General features: G+C 31.9%; 15 protein-coding genes and 1 riboswitch. All 15 genes read left to right on the forward strand.

Features of this window, described 5'->3' with window-relative positions; genetic code table 11:
* Positions 1–532 (forward strand): endonuclease III (nth, locus tag VK071_11775; protein ID HLR35990.1); only part of this gene is annotated, 532 nt, incomplete at its 5' end.
* Between the two features lie 36 nt (positions 533–568).
* Positions 569–2,371 (forward strand): cell division FtsA domain-containing protein, encoded by a 1,803-nt coding sequence (locus tag VK071_11780; GenBank protein ID HLR35991.1) that lies wholly within the window; start codon positions 569–571, stop codon positions 2,369–2,371.
* Between the two features lie 98 nt (positions 2,372–2,469).
* Complete coding sequence (locus VK071_11785) at positions 2,470–3,810, forward strand: VanW family protein (protein ID HLR35992.1); 1,341 nt, start codon at positions 2,470–2,472, stop codon at positions 3,808–3,810.
* A gap of 149 nt (positions 3,811–3,959) precedes the next feature.
* Positions 3,960–4,790: a Cof-type HAD-IIB family hydrolase gene (locus VK071_11790; GenBank protein ID HLR35993.1), complete on the forward strand. Its 831-nt coding sequence runs from the start codon at positions 3,960–3,962 to the stop codon at positions 4,788–4,790.
* Positions 4,791–4,866: 76 nt separating this feature from the next.
* A complete protein-coding gene (locus VK071_11795) occupies positions 4,867–6,474 on the forward strand; it encodes a Na/Pi cotransporter family protein (GenBank protein HLR35994.1) in 1,608 nt (535 codons plus the stop codon).
* Positions 6,475–6,602: 128 nt separating this feature from the next.
* Positions 6,603–6,705, forward strand: a riboswitch (glycine riboswitch).
* Between the two features lie 161 nt (positions 6,706–6,866).
* The gene (locus tag VK071_11800; protein ID HLR35995.1) at positions 6,867–7,244 is read left to right on the forward strand and encodes a GrdX family protein; all 378 of its coding nucleotides are present in this window, start codon (positions 6,867–6,869) and stop codon (positions 7,242–7,244) included.
* 95 nt (positions 7,245–7,339) lie between these two features.
* Positions 7,340–8,284 carry a thioredoxin-disulfide reductase gene (gene trxB / locus VK071_11805; GenBank protein ID HLR35996.1) on the forward strand — a complete coding sequence of 315 codons (945 nt, stop codon included), beginning with the start codon at positions 7,340–7,342 and terminating at the stop codon, positions 8,282–8,284.
* A 24-nt stretch (positions 8,285–8,308) separates the two neighbouring features.
* Positions 8,309–8,626, forward strand: coding sequence for a thioredoxin domain-containing protein (locus VK071_11810; protein ID HLR35997.1), 318 nt, complete (start codon positions 8,309–8,311; stop codon positions 8,624–8,626).
* 68 nt (positions 8,627–8,694) lie between these two features.
* The gene (locus tag VK071_11815) at positions 8,695–9,981 is read left to right on the forward strand and encodes a glycine/sarcosine/betaine reductase component B subunit (protein ID HLR35998.1); all 1,287 of its coding nucleotides are present in this window, start codon (positions 8,695–8,697) and stop codon (positions 9,979–9,981) included.
* 49 nt (positions 9,982–10,030) lie between these two features.
* Positions 10,031–10,510: a glycine/sarcosine/betaine reductase complex selenoprotein A gene (gene grdA / locus VK071_11820; protein HLR35999.1), complete on the forward strand. Its 480-nt coding sequence runs from the start codon at positions 10,031–10,033 to the stop codon at positions 10,508–10,510.
* Positions 10,511–10,548: 38 nt separating this feature from the next.
* On the forward strand, positions 10,549–11,856 hold the full coding sequence (gene grdB / locus VK071_11825; protein HLR36000.1) for a glycine reductase complex selenoprotein B: 1,308 nt from the start codon (positions 10,549–10,551) through the stop codon (positions 11,854–11,856).
* A 95-nt stretch (positions 11,857–11,951) separates the two neighbouring features.
* Positions 11,952–13,490 carry a glycine/sarcosine/betaine reductase complex component C subunit beta gene (gene grdC / locus VK071_11830; protein ID HLR36001.1) on the forward strand — a complete coding sequence of 513 codons (1,539 nt, stop codon included), beginning with the start codon at positions 11,952–11,954 and terminating at the stop codon, positions 13,488–13,490.
* A 10-nt stretch (positions 13,491–13,500) separates the two neighbouring features.
* Positions 13,501–14,679 (forward strand): glycine/sarcosine/betaine reductase complex component C subunit alpha, encoded by a 1,179-nt coding sequence (grdD, locus tag VK071_11835; protein HLR36002.1) that lies wholly within the window; start codon positions 13,501–13,503, stop codon positions 14,677–14,679.
* Between the two features lie 140 nt (positions 14,680–14,819).
* A complete protein-coding gene (locus VK071_11840) occupies positions 14,820–15,887 on the forward strand; it encodes a BMP family ABC transporter substrate-binding protein (GenBank protein HLR36003.1) in 1,068 nt (355 codons plus the stop codon).
* 109 nt (positions 15,888–15,996) lie between these two features.
* A partial coding sequence (locus VK071_11845) for an ATP-binding cassette domain-containing protein (protein HLR36004.1) occupies positions 15,997–16,758 on the forward strand: 762 nt, incomplete at its 3' end.

Below are 16,758 nucleotides of genomic sequence, written 5' to 3' on the forward strand. Positions count from 1 at the left end.
AATAGCAACTATTTTATCAGCTCAATGTACTGATGTAAGAGTTAATAAAATAACTAAGGATTTATTCAAAAAATATAAAAAGCCAGAAGATTATCTAGAACTTACTCAGGAGGAGCTAGGAGAGTTAATAAGGAGTTGTGGCTTTTATAAGAATAAAAGTAAACATATTTTAGGGACATGTAAAATATTAGTAGAAGAATATGGTGGAAAAGTTCCGGATACAAGAGAAGAACTTATGAAATTGCCAGGGGTTGGTAGAAAGACGGCAAATGTAGTTTTAAGTAATGCATTTTCAGTAGATGCTATAGCAGTAGATACTCATGTATTTAGGGTATCTAATAGAATAGGATTAGCTAATAGTGATAATGTTTTAGAGACTGAAAAAGATTTAATGAAAAATATAGACAAAAAACTTTGGTCTAAGGCTCACCATTGGTTAATACTTCATGGTAGAAGGATTTGTAAAGCCAGAAGGCCTTTATGTGAAGATTGTCCATTGACAGATTATTGTTTATATTATAATAATAAATAGATATACAAAATTAAATTATGAAAGGGCTGCGATATTATGACGGTTTTTTCTTTAGACATAGGTACAAGAACTGTAATAGGTATGGTAGGAAAGTATGATGAAAATGGGGACTTTAAAATACTATCAAGTGTTATAAAAGAACATGATAGAAGAAATATGTATGATGGTCAAATCCATGACATTGAAGGGGTAACAAAAATAGTTAAGGAAATAAAAAAAGAATTAGAAGATGAATTAGATATAAAATTAAAAAAGGTTTCCATTGCTGCGGCAGGACGCTCCTTAAAGACCCATAGAATTAGGGTTGATAAAAAAGTGGACAACTCCCAAGAAATTAGTAGAGAGCAAATAAATGCTTTAGAATTAGAGGCAATACAAAAAGCCCAAGAAGAAATAGATGCAGGTAGAAAAAACAATCTTAAATATTTTTGCATAGGTTATACCATTGTAAAATATTATTTAGATGAAAGTTTTATGGAAAATTTAGAAGGTCACCGAGGAGAAACTATTGGAGTAGATTTATTAGCTACATTTTTACCTCAAACAGTAATAGAAGGCTTATATGCAGTAGTAACTAAGGCTGAACTAGAGGTTTTGAATATGACCCTAGAGCCAATTGCAGCTATTAACGCATCTATTAAGGAGAATTTAAGATTATTAAATATTGCTTTAATAGATATAGGTGCTGGTACTTCAGACATTGCTATAGCAAAAGATGGGGCCATTGTTGCATATGCTATGACTTCTTTAGCTGGAGACGAAATAACAGAAAAAATCTCAGAGTACTATTTATTGGATTTTGACACTAGTGAAAGGTTAAAAATAAGCTTAAATAAAAGAGAAAATCATGAAATAGAAGATATATTAGGTATTAAAAGGAGCCTATCCTCTAGGGAGATAATATCTAATATTAAAGATGAAGTTAATACTTTGGCAGAAGAAATAAGTAAAGAAATAATGAATAGTAATGGAAAGGCCCCTAGTGCAGTTTTCTTGATAGGGGGTAGTAGTCAAATTCCTTTGTTAGATAGATTTATAGCTAAAAATCTGGGTATTCCTAAGGAGAGAGTAGTAGTAAAGGACGTTAGTAGTATAGGGGATATAGAAGGCTTAAGTGATGAGTTTAGAGGGCCAGACATTATTACACCTATTGGAATTGCTTTAGAAGGTTTAAACAGTAATAATAAAAATTTTTTAGAAATATATATGAATGATGAAAAGGTCAGAGTATTCAACACAGAGGATATAAAGGTTTCAGATGTTTTAATACTTACAGGATATAATCCAAGAAAGTTAATTCCTGAAAGAGGTAAAGATTTTATATTTTATTTTAATGAAGAAAAGAAAGTGTTAAAAGGTGAAGCTGGTAAACCAGCTAAGATATATGTAAATAATGAGGAAGCTAATTTAAACACAAAATTAAATAATAATGATCATATAAGAATAGTGGATGGTAGTAAGGGTAAGGATAAAGTAGTTTATTTAAATGAATTACTTGAGTTTTTGAATATAGATACTAAGGACTATAAAGTACTAGTAAATGATGAAAAGAAAAAAACTAATTGCAAGCTGAATAATAGAGATAGTATAACTACCTTTAAATATTCTAGTAATAGAGAAAAATATGGGAAAAAGATAAATTTAATGATAAATGGAGAAGAAAAAAGCTTTACATACGATAAAAAAGAATTCATATTTGTAGATATCTTTAACCACATAGATTTTGATTTATCAAAACCTAAGGGAAGACTAATTTTAAAAGTCAATGGAAGAGAAGCCAAGTATATGGAGCCATTAAAAGAACTAGACAATATAGAAGTATACTGGGATAGTAAGTGAACCCGCCAAGATTAAAGTCGTGGGTTTCTAAAGGCCTTGGTTTACCAGACTCAGTATAGAGGAATCTATACTACAATAAATTTAAAGGTGGGTTGGCTATGGAAAAAACGGGCAAAAAAAGCCGGAAGATTTTATATCTTGTATTAGTAGTAATAGCAATACTGTTCGGGGTAGCTTATTATAGTATTTATAGTGTTCTAAATGTAGAAACTATATATGAAGGGATAAAAGTAGAAGAATTTGACCTTAGTAATAAAACTAAAGAAGATGCAATTAAACTTATAGAATCAAAAAGAGAAGAAGAATTAGAAGGCAAAGAAATGAAACTAAACTATAGAGATAAAGTTTATAGTATAGGGTTGAAGGACTTAGGATTTAAATATGATTATTCTAAGGCAGTTGATGAAGCTTATAATATAGGGAGACAAGGTACTTTTATTAATAAATTAAAGATAATTAGTAATACTAAAAAGGAAGGGAAGACATTTAAATTAGAGTCTAGCTATGATAAAAAGTTAATTGACAAACATGTAGAGGAAATTAAAAAGGATATTAATTTAAAAAGCAAAAATGCAGTTTTTAATTTTAACGGTGGTAATTTTCAAGTTACTGAAGAAGTCCTAGGAAGAGAAGTAGATGAAAAGACTTTAAAAACAGCTATAGAAGATAATATATATATTTTAAAAGATATAGAAATACCCGTAAACATTATAGAGCCTAAAGTAAAAAAAGAACTTCTAGGAAGAGTTAATGGAGTTATAGGTGAATTTTCAACTTCTCTTGGTAATAGCAGCAAAGATAGAAAAGAAAATATAAGAATTTCATCTAAATCAGTAAGTGGTAAACTATTATTACCTAATGAAACTGTATCTTTTAACGAATTAACTGGGCCAAGAAATGTAAAAAATGGGTATAAAGAGGCAAGTATAATAGTAAAAGGTGAATTTATTCCAGGTTTAGGTGGAGGAGTATGTCAAACATCTACTACACTTTATAATGCTTTGCTATTAGCAAATATGACTATTGTGGAAAGGGGGCATCACTCTATCCCAGTAAAATATGTGGATTTAGGGCACGATGCAACTGTATCCTATGGACATATAGATTTAAGGTTTAAAAATGATTTTGATTTTCCAGTATATATTACTATGGAGGTATCTAATAACAAAGTATATGCCCGTGTTTATGGGGATAAGAATTCTAAAGATTATCAAGTAAAAATTACTTCAGAAGTTGTTGAAAAAGTTAAACCTAAAACAGAAAAAATAAAAGATAATAGTTTAAAACCTGGAGCTAAAGAAGTTGTGCAGCAAGGTAGAGAAGGATATAAGGTTAATACTTATAAACAAATTATAAAGAATGGTAAGATCGTAGAAACAAAGCAAATAACTTCAGATTATTATAAGCCTAGTAATTATATATATAAGGTTGGGCCTTAAAATTAATGGGACTGTTTAAACTAAGCTTTTATTTAAATAGACTATAAGTTAGTAGTGAATAGATAGTTTAATATACTGTTTATTCGCTATTTTTATTTAATGTATATGGTATACTGTTTATTGGAAAAATAAAATGGGGGTTATAAAAGATGAAATATGAATTAATAGCAATTGACATGGATGGAACTTTATTAAATAGTGATAATGAAATATCTTCAAGAAATAAAAGGGCTATAAAGAAAGCAAAATCTTTGGGAGCGAATATAATACTTTCTACTGGAAGGTTGTTTACTTCTGCTAATGAATATGCAGAAAGCTTAGGACTAACTACTCCTATTATTTCATGTAATGGAGCTTTTGTAGCTGAAAAGGGAAAATCAAATGTTATTTATGATTCAGCTATTAATAAAGATGTAGCAAAAGAAGTAATTAAAATGTCTGAGAAGGAAGAAGTTTATTATCATTTTTATGATGATGAAACTTTTTATTTGACAGAAAAAAATGCTTCCTCAGAACTTTTTAAAGGCTGGACTGGAGAAAAGAATATTTATCATGGAGTAGATTATCAGGTTATGAAAGCTCCTTTAAAAGAAATAGAAAAAAATCAAATTAGAGTGTATAAGTACATTGTTGTAGATAGGGATATAGAAAGATTATTGAAATTTAGAAAAAAGATTTCTCAAATAAATGGTGTAGAAATAGCAAGTTCCTGGTCTAATAATATAGAAATTATGAACAAAGGAGTAACTAAAGGTAATGGTTTAAAACTATTATGTGAGAAGTTTAATATACCTACATCTAAAGTTATAGCTATTGGAGATAATGAAAATGATATATCAATGTTAAAGATGGCTGGTTTAGGAGTAGCCATGGAAAATGGGGAAGAAAAGGCCAAAGAATATGCTGATTATATAACTGATAATAACGATAGAGATGGTGTAGCTAAAGTTATTGAAAAATTTGTGTTAAATAAAAATTAACATAGATTTAACATAAGAACTTCACATTAATGTTATTATATAATTATGTACAAAAAATTATATTAGGGGGTTTGAAATGGAAATTGCTTTTGGAGTTTTAGGTGGTTTAGGATTATTTTTATATGGTATGAATATGATGGGCATGAGTTTAGAGAAAGTAGCTGGTGAAAAATTAAAACATTTAATTGAAGTCTTAACCAATAATAGGTTAATGGGTGTATTAATTGGAGCTTTAGTAACGATGGTTGTCCAAAGTAGTAGTGCAACTACTGTTATGGTTATAGGATTTGTAAATGCAGGGCTCATGACTCTTAGTCAAGCAGTAGGAGTAATTATGGGAGCCAATATTGGTACTACTATTACTGCTCAATTAATAGCTTTTAGTTTAACAGATATTGCCCCACTAGTTTTGGCAATAGGCGTTGGTATTTGGATAACGACATCAAGTAAAAGGGCAAAAAATATTTCGGAAATATTAATGGGATTTGGTATTCTTTTTATTGGAATGGATATGATGGGGAATAGTTTAGCACCATTAAGTGAAAATGAAACATTTAAAAATATATTAATAAGCTTAGATGATCCGTTTTTAGGTGTTTTAGTTGGATTAGGTTTAACTACAATACTCCAAAGTAGTAGTGCCTCAATCGGTCTTTTGCAAGCTCTAGCATCTCAAGGCTTAATAAATATTAATATTGCTTTTCCTATACTATTTGGAGACAATATAGGAACAACAACTACAGCTTTAATATCTAGTGTAGGAACCAATAAAACTGCAAAAAGAGCTGCAATTATACACTTCCTTTTTAATTTAATAGGGACTATTATATTTATGACATTATTGAGGGTGCCAATCCAAGTCTTGGTAACTTATATTACGCCTAATAATATACAGAGGCAAATTGCAAATGCCCATACTTTATTCAATATTTTAAACGTAGCAATACAATTTCCTTTTGCTAACTTACTAGTAAAGGCTGCAACAAAGTTAGTACCTGGTGATATATATGAAGAATCAACAGGTTATAACTACTTAGATTCAAGAATAATTGAAACACCGTCTATTGCAGTAGGCCAAGCAAAGAAAGAAGTTTTAAGAATGGCAAATATAGTTGGAGAAAATCTTATTAATGCTAAAAAATCTTTCTTAAATAAGGATGAGAAACTGACAAATGAAGTTTTCCAACAGGAAACGGTAATAAATAGGTTAGAAAGAGAAATAACTACTTATTTAGTAGAACTGTCTAATGAACCTTTGTCAGAGGAGCAACATGGTTTAGTTAATACATTATTTTATACAATAAATGATATAGAGAGAGTTGGAGATCATGCTGATAATTTAGCAGAATTGGCTCAGTATAGGATAGATAATAGATTATTATTTACAGATGATGCTCTTGACGAATTAAAAATAATGTTTGACAGAACCGAAAAAATATATAGAAAGGCCATTGAAGCCTTTGAAGAAGTGGATTATAACTTATCAATGGAGGTTAAAGATTCAGAAGAAAAGGTGGATGAATTAGAAAAAGAATATAGGGTAAATCATATTGAAAGATTGAATAAATTAATGTGTGAACCTAGCTCTGGTGTGGTTTTTCTTGATATATTAAGTAACTTAGAAAGGGTTGCAGATCACTCATCAAATATAGTACAATATGTATTAGATGTAGAACAAATATAAATTTTTTGTAAAATTTTAAAATAGGGTTGTTAATTTCCTAATTATATAATATAATGATAATACCAAGTTGTTATTAACTTAACAAAATAGTAATAATTTAAATTAGCAATTTAATATCCTTATTCTGGATGATAAATACGGGAGAGACTAATTTGTAATGGCGCCGAAGGACTAAGCTAGGAGTTTGCCAATTCTAGTGATAATCTCAGGCAAAAGGACCGTATTTAGACAGGACTCTGGGAAGCGAAAGCACCGAAGGAGCAATCCTCATTTTGAGGGGAAACTCTCAGGTTATGAACAGGGTAGGTGGGCACAGTAGTTTGCTCTTTCCATTCTGTTTTTTTTAATGTAAAAAATGCTTTATTATATAATGGTTCTAAGGAGAATATATTATGGAAGATATAAACGTTATTACAAATAATCCTTTGATTAAAGAAAAATACTCCGGTTGTATTCCTATAGAATATCAGGAAGTAGGCTATTTGAAATTGTTGGAGATTGTTAGGAACAAGATACATTCAGGTTCTAAACTACTTACCCATCCACTATCTAGTAGTGTAAAGCCTAACGAAACTCCTTATAAAACTATAGCTATTGCTAATGAAAATGATTTAGATATGGATTCTCTACTTATGATAGAACAAAGTATTGAAACTGCAAAAAAATTTTTAAAAGATGATCAAAATCCAAAATTTAGCGAAGAAACCTTAAAGGATTGTCAGGTTATTGATTTATCAATAGTTGCATCTGTGCTAGATAATCTATTATAATATTAATTAGGTACATCATATTGATGTAGCTATTAGTATAATAAAGAAGTAAAATATAAATAATAAAATATAGGATAATGAAGGAGGAGAAAACTATGACTGAAATTTATGATGTAATAATAATAGGAGCTGGCCCTGCAGGATTATCAGCTGGACTTTATGCAGCCAGAGCAAAACTTAAAACTTTGATTTTAGAAAAAGAAAAAGCAGGTGGTCAAATAGTTACTACAGCGGAAGTTGCAAATTACCCAGGTTCAGTGGAAAATGCAAGTGGACCATCTCTAGTTGGGAGAATGGTAGATCAAGCTAAAGAATTCGGTGCTGAAATGGTTACTGACACAGTTATTGATATAAATCTTGATGACAAAATTAAGGTTATTAAGTGTGAAAAAGAAGAATATAAAGCAAAAACAGTAATAGTTGCAACTGGTGCAGAGCCAAGATTAATAGGCTGTCCAGGAGAAAAAGAGTTTACCGGTAGAGGAGTATCCTATTGTGCAACTTGTGATGCGGACTTCTTTACTGACCTAGAGGTATTTGTAATGGGTGGTGGAGATACAGCAGTAGAAGAAGCAATATATTTAACAAAGTTTGCTAGAAAAGTTACTATAATACACAGAAGAGATGAATTAAGGGCAGCAAAATCTATACAAGAAAAAGCTTTTGCTAATGATAAAATTGATTTCTTATGGGACTCTGTAATTGATGAGATAAAAGGTGAAGGCATAGTATCATCTATAGTAGTTAAAAACACAAAAACAGAGGAAAAGAAAGAAATATTTGCTGATGAAAATGATGGTACATTTGGAATATTTGTATTTATTGGTTATTTACCAAATACAGAATTATTTGAAGGTAAATTAGAATTAGAAAATGGTTATATTAAAACAGATGATGATATGAATACAGAAATTCCAGGAGTATTTGCAGCTGGGGATGTCCGAGTTAAGTCTTTAAGGCAGGTAATAACTGCTACAGCTGATGGAGCTATTGCGGCTGTACAAAGTGAAAGATATATTAATAATGCTTTTAATGATTAAAAAAGACCTGAGGAGGGAATTAATATGTTAGAGTTAACTAAAAAGAATTTTGAAGATGAAGTTCTTAAAGCTGATGGTTATGTATTAGTAGATTTTTGGGGACCAACTTGTGAACCTTGTAAGGCTTTAATGCCACATGTAGAAAAATTAGAAGAAGAATATGGTGACAAAATTAAATTTTCAAGCTTAGATATTACTAAGGCAAGAAGACTTGCTATTTCTCAACAAGTATTAGGATTACCAGTAATAGCTATTTACAAAGATGGTGAAAAAGTAGATTCAGTAGTAGGAGATGAAGCTACAGCTTCAAGTGTAGAAAATTTAATTAAAAAATATGCATAATGATTTTAATTCTAGGCATTTTGCCTAGAATTAAAATAGATACTTTAAAATTAAGGGGAGGTGACTTTATGCGTCTAGAATTAGGTCACATATTAATCAAAGACGTTCAATTTGGTGATAAAACTCAAGTAGAAGATGGGGTTTTATACGTGAACAAAGAAGAAATAGTTTCCTTAGTTAAGGAAGATGAACATTTAGAAAAGGTAGATGTAGAATTAGCAAGGCCTGGTGAAAGTGTAAGAATTACTCCTGTAAAGGACGTTATAGAACCAAGGGTGAAAGTAGAAGGTCCAGGTGGAGTATTCCCAGGAATGATTTCAAAGGTGGAAACTGTAGGTAGTGGAAAAACTAATGTTCTTAAAGGTTGTGCAGTAGTTACAGCTGGAAAGATTGTAGGTTTCCAAGAAGGTATTATTGACATGACAGGTCCAGGAGCTGACTACACTCCATTTTCAAAATTAAACAATGTTGTACTATTATGTGAACCAGCAGAAGGATTAAAACAACACGAACATGAAAAAGCTCTTAGAATGGCAGGATTAAAAATAGCAACTTATTTAGGAGAAGCTGCAAAGGAATTAGAACCTGATAAGGTAGAAGTTTATGAAACATTACCTTTACTAGAAAGTGTAGAAAAATATCCTGATTTACCAAAAGTAGCTTATGTTCAAATGTTACAAAGTCAAGGTTTGCTTCATGACACTTATGTATATGGAGTAGATGTAAAAGAAATAGTACCAACTTTATTGTATCCAACTGAAGTATTTGATGGAGCAGTATTAAGTGGTAATTGTGTATCTGCATGTGATAAGAATACATCTTACCATCATTTAAATAATCCAGTAGTTGAAGATTTATATGCAAGACATGGCAAAGATATAAACTTTTTAGGAGTAATAGTTACTAATGAGAATGTATATCTAGCTGATAAGGAAAGGTCTTCAAATTGGACAGCTAAAATAGCAGAATTCCTAGGGTTAGATGGTGTTGTAATTTCACAAGAAGGTTTTGGAAATCCAGATACAGACCTTATTATGAACTGTAAGAAAATTGAACAAAAAGGTATAAAAACAGTAATTATTACAGATGAATATGCAGGTAGAGATGGTGCAAGTCAATCTTTAGCTGACGCAGATCCACTAGCAAATGCAGTTGTAACTGGTGGTAATGCAAATGAAGTAATAGAATTACCTTCAATGGACAAGGTAATAGGAGATACAAAATTTGTAGATATAATTGCTGGAGGATTTGATGGTAGTTTAGAGAAAGATGGCTCAATTACTGTGGAATTACAAGCTATTACAGGAGCTACAAATGAGCTAGGATTTAATAAAATGTCAGCAAAAGGTTATTAGAAAGTAAATGTGTTAAAAAATAAATCGTAAATGAAAGGAAGTGGAATAGATGGCATTGTTTGATGCAAATAAAAAAGTTATTATTATTGGTGATAGAGATGGTATACCAGGACCAGCTATTGAAGAATGTTTAAAGTCTACAGAAGCTGAAGTAGTATTTTCATCAACTGAATGTTTTGTCTGAACTGCTGCAGGAGCTATGGACTTAGAAAATCAAAAGAGGGTTAAAGAATTAACTGAAAAATATGGAGCAGAAAATATGGTTATTCTAATAGGAGGAGCTGAAGGTGAAGCAGCTGGATTAGCAGCTGAAACCGTTACAGCTGGAGACCCAACTTTTGCAGGTCCATTAGCAGGAGTCCAGTTAGGACTTAGAGTATATCACGTTGTAGAATCAGAATTTAAAAATGAAGTAGATTCAGATGTATATGATGAACAGATTGGTATGATGGAAATGGTATTAGATGTTGATGATATCATTGAAGAAGTAAGTGAAATAAGAGAAGAATTTTGTAAATTTAATGACTAAAATCCCAGCCAATAAAAAATAGGAGAGGGGGGAATTAAATGGGTAAAATTAAAGTTGTACATTATATAAATCAATTCTTTGCTGGAATCGGTGGAGAAGAAAAAGCTGATTATAAACCCGAAGTTAGAGAAGGTGCAGTAGGGCCAGGTATGGCTTTTAATGCAGGTTTTAAAGGGGAAGCTGAAATAGTTGCAACTATAATTTGTGGTGATAGCTATTTTGGTGAAAATATGGAGGAAGCTACAGCTACAGTATTAGATATGGTTAAAGAGTATGATCCGGATTTATTTATAGCTGGACCAGCATTTAACGCAGGTAGATACGGAGTTGCGGCAGGAACCATAACTGATGCTGTTCAAAAAGAATTAGGAATTCCAGTTTTAACAGGAATGTATATAGAAAATCCTGGTGCCGATATGTTTAAGAACAGCGTATATATAGTATCAACTAGAAATAGTGCTGCAGGTATGAGGAAAGCAGTTAAGGCTATGGCACCTTTAGCATTAAAATTAGCTAAAAATGAAGAAATAGGTTCTCCAGATGAAGAAGGCTATATACCAAGAGGTATTAGAAAGAATTTCTTTACTGAGAAGAGAGGTTCAGAAAGAGCAGTAGATATGCTTATTAAAAAGTTAAAGGAAGAGGAATTTGAAACAGAATTCCCAATGCCTGACTTTGATAGAGTTGAACCAAATCCAGCGATTAAAGATATTACTAAAGCTAAAATTGCTATAGTAACATCTGGTGGTATAGTTCCAAAAGGAAATCCCGATCATATAGAGTCATCAAGTGCGTCTAAATATGGTAAATATGATATAGAAGGTTTAGATGATTTAACAGGAGAAACCCATGAAACAGCCCATGGTGGCCATGACCCAGTATATGCTAATGAGGATCCAGATAGAGTTATTCCTGTAGATGTATTAAGGGATATGGAGAAGGAAGGAAAAATAGGTGGTTTACACAGATACTTCTATAGTACTGTAGGTAACGGTACTGCAGTAGCTAGTGCTAAAGGTTTTGCTGAAGAAATTGCTAAAGAACTAGTTGCTGATGGAGTTGACGCAGTTATATTAACTTCAACCTGAGGTACTTGTACACGTTGCGGAGCAACGATGGTAAAAGAAATTGAACGTGCAGGGATTCCTGTAATTCATATGTGTACAGTTGTGCCAATTTCCTTAACAGTTGGAGCTAATAGAATTGTACCAGCAATTGCTATTCCTCATCCATTAGGAAATCCAAATTTAGAACCAGAGGAAGAAAAACAATTAAGAAGAGACTTAGTTGAAAAAGCATTAGAAGGATTGACTACGGAAGTAGACGATCAAACTGTATTTGAATAGATAGTGACAATATTATTTAAAGGGTGATAAAATTTTATCACCCTTTAATAAGCTAGAATATTCTTATTACATAAAAAATAATTGGAGGTGGAAATATGAATTTCCCAGTGTTAAAAGGAGCTGGATATGTACTTTTACATGCTCCGGAGATGGTTATAAATAATGGAACTACACAAACTACAGAAAGAGCTATTAATCCAGATTCAGATTATTTAAAACAAGTACCTAAACATTTAAGAACATTTGAAGAAGTTGTAAGTTATATGCCAAATCAAGTTTATATAGGAGGTATGACTCCAGAAGAATTAGGTGAACATAAACAACCTTGGCATGATAAAAAAGCTGAAAATGCAACTAGAGAAGGTAAATATGGAGAAATAATGCCACAAGATGAGTTTATTGGTATGATGAAAATAGTAGATGCTTTTGACTTAGTAAAGTTAACTGAAGAATTTACTAATGAAGTAAGAGTAGAGCTAGAAGATCACCCTGGTTTTAGAGAGGAATTAATAGCTAAACTAGGTAAAGGTGATGACAAAGAAGATATAGAAAAACTTATAAATGAACAAGGTGCAGAAGGATTATTTAACAATGGAGAAATTGTTGGTTGTGTAAAGAAAGCTCATGAGATAGATACAAATTTAAGTGCACATGTTTTATTTGAAAATCTAGCCGTTAAAGCTTCAGGTGCATTAGCAATAATGAATTTAATTGAAAAAAATAATATTAATCCTGAAGATGTTGAATATGTTATAGAATGTTCAGAAGAAGCTTGTGGAGATATGAACCAAAGAGGTGGAGGAAACTTTGCGAAAGCATTAGCTGAGACAGCAGGACTTACAAATGCTACTGGTTCTGACACAAGAGGATTCTGTGCAGCACCAACTCATGCTATAATTGAAGCTAGTGCATTAGTTCAAGCAGGTGTATTTAAAAATGTAGTAGTAGCTGCTGGAGGATCTACGGCAAAATTAGGTATGAATGGTAAGGATCATATAAAGAAAGGATTTCCAATATTAGAAGATACTCTTGGAGGATTTGCAGTGCTAATAAGTGAAAATGACGGTGAAAACCCAATTTTCAGAACCGATATAGTAGGAAGACATACTGTTGGAACAGGATCATCTCCACAAGGAGTTATGTCCGCATTAGTTACTGATCCACTAGATAAAGCTGATATGAAGATTACAGATATAGATAAATATTCAGTAGAAATGCAAAATCCAGATGTAACGAAACCAGCTGGAGCTGGAGATGTGCCAACTGCAAACTATAAGATGATAGCTGCATTAGGTGTTATGAAAAAAGATATTGAAAGAACTCAATTAAATGATTTTATTAAAGAACATGGTATGGTAGGATGGGCACCAACCCAAGGACATATACCTTCAGGAGTACCTTATGCAGGATTCGCAAGAGAAGATATATTAAGTGGAAAAATTAATAGAGCTATGGTAGTAGGGAAAGGTAGTTTATTCCTAGGTCGTATGACTAATTTATTTGATGGTGTGTCTATAGTTATTGAGAAAAATCCAGGAAAAGTAGATGAGGACAAAGGTGTTTCAGAAGAAGAAGTAAGAAAATTAGTAGCTGAATCTATGAAAGACTTCGCTTCACATCTACTTAAGGATTAGAGGTGATAAAATGGTAGACAAAAATGTTAAAGGTATGGTAGGAAAAGTTTTTAACGATATAGCAGAAGGATTAGAAACAGGTCAATTTGGTAATAAATCAAGAGTAGGCCTTACTACTTTAGGTAGTGAACATGGAGTAGAAAACCTTGTAAAAGGAGCAGAATTAGCTCAAGAAAGAGATAATTCTATCGAAGTTGTACTAATTGGGCCAAAAGTAGACAGTGATCTTGAGCAAGTAGTTGCTGATACTGAAGATGAAGGATATGAAAAGATGGAAGAGCTTTTAGATAATGGAGATATTGATTGTGCTGTAACTATGCATTACAATTTTCCTATAGGCGTTTCCACTGTAGGTAGAGTAGTAACACCAGGGATAGGTAAAGAAATGACTTTAGCCACAACAACAGGAACTTCATCTTCTCATAGAGTTGAAGCAATGATTAAAAATGGTATCTATGGAATAATTACAGCAAAAGCTATGGGACTAGAAGAACCAACAGTTGGTATTCTAAATGTAGATGGAGCTGTGCAAGTAGAAAGAGCCTTTAGAGAATTAAATGATAATGGATATAACATAAACTTTGCTGAAACCATGAGAGCTGATGGTGGTATCATAATGAGAGGAAATGATTTATTAACTGGTACTCCAGATATTATGGTGACGGATACATTAACTGGTAATCTTTTAATGAAAGTATTTTCATCTTATACAACAGGTGGTAGCTATGAATCTTTAGGGTATGGCTATGGTCCTGGAATTGGTGAAGATTATGATAGGGTAATATTAATTTTATCTAGAGCAAGTGGAGTACCTGTAGTAGCCAATGCTATAGCCTATGGTGCAAACTTAGCCAAAGGTAATTTAAAATCTATTGCTAAAGAAGAATTTGAAAAGGTAAATAAGGCAGGATTAAAAGAAATATTAAAAGCATTAGATAAAGGAAGTAAAAAAACAAAAGTAGAGGAAGTTGAGGCACCACCAGCAGAGACAGTAACTGGAACAATTTCAGGTATAGATATTATGGAACTAGAAGATGCAGTACAAGTTTTATGGAAAAATAAAATATATGCAGAAAGTGGTATGGGTTGTACTGGGCCAGTTGTTATGGTAAATGAAGAAAGATTAGAAAAGGCAACCAATGTTCTTGTAAAAGAAGGTTATATTGCAAAAGAATCAAACATTTGTTAATATACTATAAGACTCCAAGGTTAACTTGGAGTCATTTTTGTAAAATAGTAATATAAATAAGGAGGAAAAAGGGGGATAAATGTAGAAATAGTTACTGGTGAAGTTGAGTTCACTTTAATAAAATAAAGGAGGAGTTTTAATTGATTAACAAAAAAAGAATATTATCATTATTACTTATTCTAACATTAGCTATTACACTTGCAGGCTGTGGGACAAATGAAAACCCAGAAGAACCTGAAAATTCTGAAACGCCTGCAGAAGGACAAACAGATGAAGAAGTAAAGGTTGCTATGGTTACAGATGAAGGTGGAGTTAATGACCAATCCTTTAACCAATCAGCTCATGAAGGCTTAAAAGAAGCGGAAAAAGATTTAGGTATAAAAGTTTCAGTTGCAGAGTCTGAACAAGATTCGGATTTTGAACCAAACTTTGAAACTTTATATGATGCAGGTAATGATTTAATTTGGGGTATTGGATATAAATTAAGTGACGCAGTATTAGAAGCAGCAGAAACTAATCCAGATCAAAAATATGCAATTATTGACTTTGCCTATGAAGATACGCCAGATAATGTTGTAGGTGTAGTATTTGAAGCAGAACAACCATCATTTTTAGTAGGATATATAGCAGGAAAAATGACTGAAACAGGAAAAGTTGGCTTTATTGGTGGTATTGAAGGAGATGTAATCCATGGTTTTGACGCCGGATTCCAAGCTGGAGTAAAATACGCCGATAAAGATGTAGAAATACTTAGACAATATGTAGAAGACTTTTCAGATGCAGGAAAAGCTAAAGGTATAGCTACTCAAATGTATAGCCAAGGGGCAGATATTATATTCCACGCAGCAGGAGCGGCTGGAGATGGATTAATAGAAGCTGCAAAAGAACAAGATAAATGGGCTATAGGTGTAGATAGAGACCAAAACTATATGGCACCTGACAACGTTTTGACTTCTGCTATGAAACGTGTGGACGTAGGAGTTTATAAAATAGTAGAAGATTTATTAAATGATGAATATCCAGGTGGAGAAACTGTAGTATATGGTTTAGAAGAAGAAGGAGTAGATATAGCACCAACATCAGATAAACACGTACCAGAAGATATATTAAAAGAAATTGAAGAAATAAAGAAGTTAATAATAGATGGAGAAATAGAAGTACCTGCAACTCTTGAAGATGCAGAAAAGTACATTGAGGAATTAGATTAAAAATATTAAAAAAACCAAAAGCAGCTCAGGCGATGGTCTGAGCTGCTTAGATATTGGATAGGAGGTCACCCTATTGAGCAATACAGATTTTTCTACAAAGGTAATAGAAATGAAAAATATAACAAAGAAATTTGGAGATTTTGTAGCAAATGAAAATATTGATCTTACAGTTCATAAAGGAGAAATACATGCTTTATTAGGAGAAAATGGGGCTGGTAAAACTACATTAATGAATATACTTTACGGTTTATATAGCCAAACAGAGGGAGAAATATTTATAAATGGTAAAAATATAGATATAGATAATCCAAATGTGGCTATAGAAAATGGTATTGGTATGGTTCATCAGCATTTCATGTTGGTACAACCTTTTACTGTTTTACAAAATATTATATTAGGAAAAGAGACAACTAAGGGCTTAGGAGTTATTGATGTAGAAAAAACTAGAAACCAAGTAGAAGAAATATCTAAACTATATGGACTACATGTAGATTTAGATGCGAAAATAGAGGATATAAGTGTAGGAATGCAACAAAGAGTTGAAATATTAAAAGCTCTTTATAGAGGAGCTGATATACTAATTTTAGATGAGCCAACGGCAGTTTTAACTCCTCAAGAAATAAGGGACCTAATTAAAACTATGAAGAACTTAACAAAAGAAGGGAAAACCATCATTATTATAACCCATAAACTAAAAGAAATTAAAGCAGTAGCAGATTATTGTACTGTAATAAGAAGAGGAAAGAAAATTGATACTGTTAAGGTTAATAATGTAACAGAACAAGATTTAGCTGAAATGATGGTGGGAAGAGAAGTAAGTTTCGTAGTAGATAAGGAAGAAAAAGAAAAAGGGGATATGATACTAAAATTA

The organism is Tissierellales bacterium, assembly GCA_035301805.1.
Classification (GTDB): Bacteria; Bacillota; Clostridia; order Tissierellales; family DATGTQ01; genus DATGTQ01.

Coding starts and splice junctions, on each gene's coding strand:
- VK071_11785 (HLR35992.1), top strand. CDS start 2,470: ATGGAAAAAACGGGCAAAAAAAGCCGGAAGATTTTATATCTTGTATTA.
- VK071_11810 (HLR35997.1), top strand. CDS start 8,309: ATGTTAGAGTTAACTAAAAAGAATTTTGAAGATGAAGTTCTTAAAGCT.
- grdD (HLR36002.1), top strand. CDS start 13,501: ATGGTAGACAAAAATGTTAAAGGTATGGTAGGAAAAGTTTTTAACGAT.
- VK071_11780 (HLR35991.1), top strand. CDS start 569: ATGACGGTTTTTTCTTTAGACATAGGTACAAGAACTGTAATAGGTATG.
- VK071_11795 (HLR35994.1), top strand. CDS start 4,867: ATGGAAATTGCTTTTGGAGTTTTAGGTGGTTTAGGATTATTTTTATAT.
- VK071_11790 (HLR35993.1), top strand. CDS start 3,960: ATGAAATATGAATTAATAGCAATTGACATGGATGGAACTTTATTAAAT.
- grdC (HLR36001.1), top strand. CDS start 11,952: ATGAATTTCCCAGTGTTAAAAGGAGCTGGATATGTACTTTTACATGCT.
- VK071_11800 (HLR35995.1), top strand. CDS start 6,867: ATGGAAGATATAAACGTTATTACAAATAATCCTTTGATTAAAGAAAAA.
- trxB (HLR35996.1), top strand. CDS start 7,340: ATGACTGAAATTTATGATGTAATAATAATAGGAGCTGGCCCTGCAGGA.
- VK071_11815 (HLR35998.1), top strand. CDS start 8,695: ATGCGTCTAGAATTAGGTCACATATTAATCAAAGACGTTCAATTTGGT.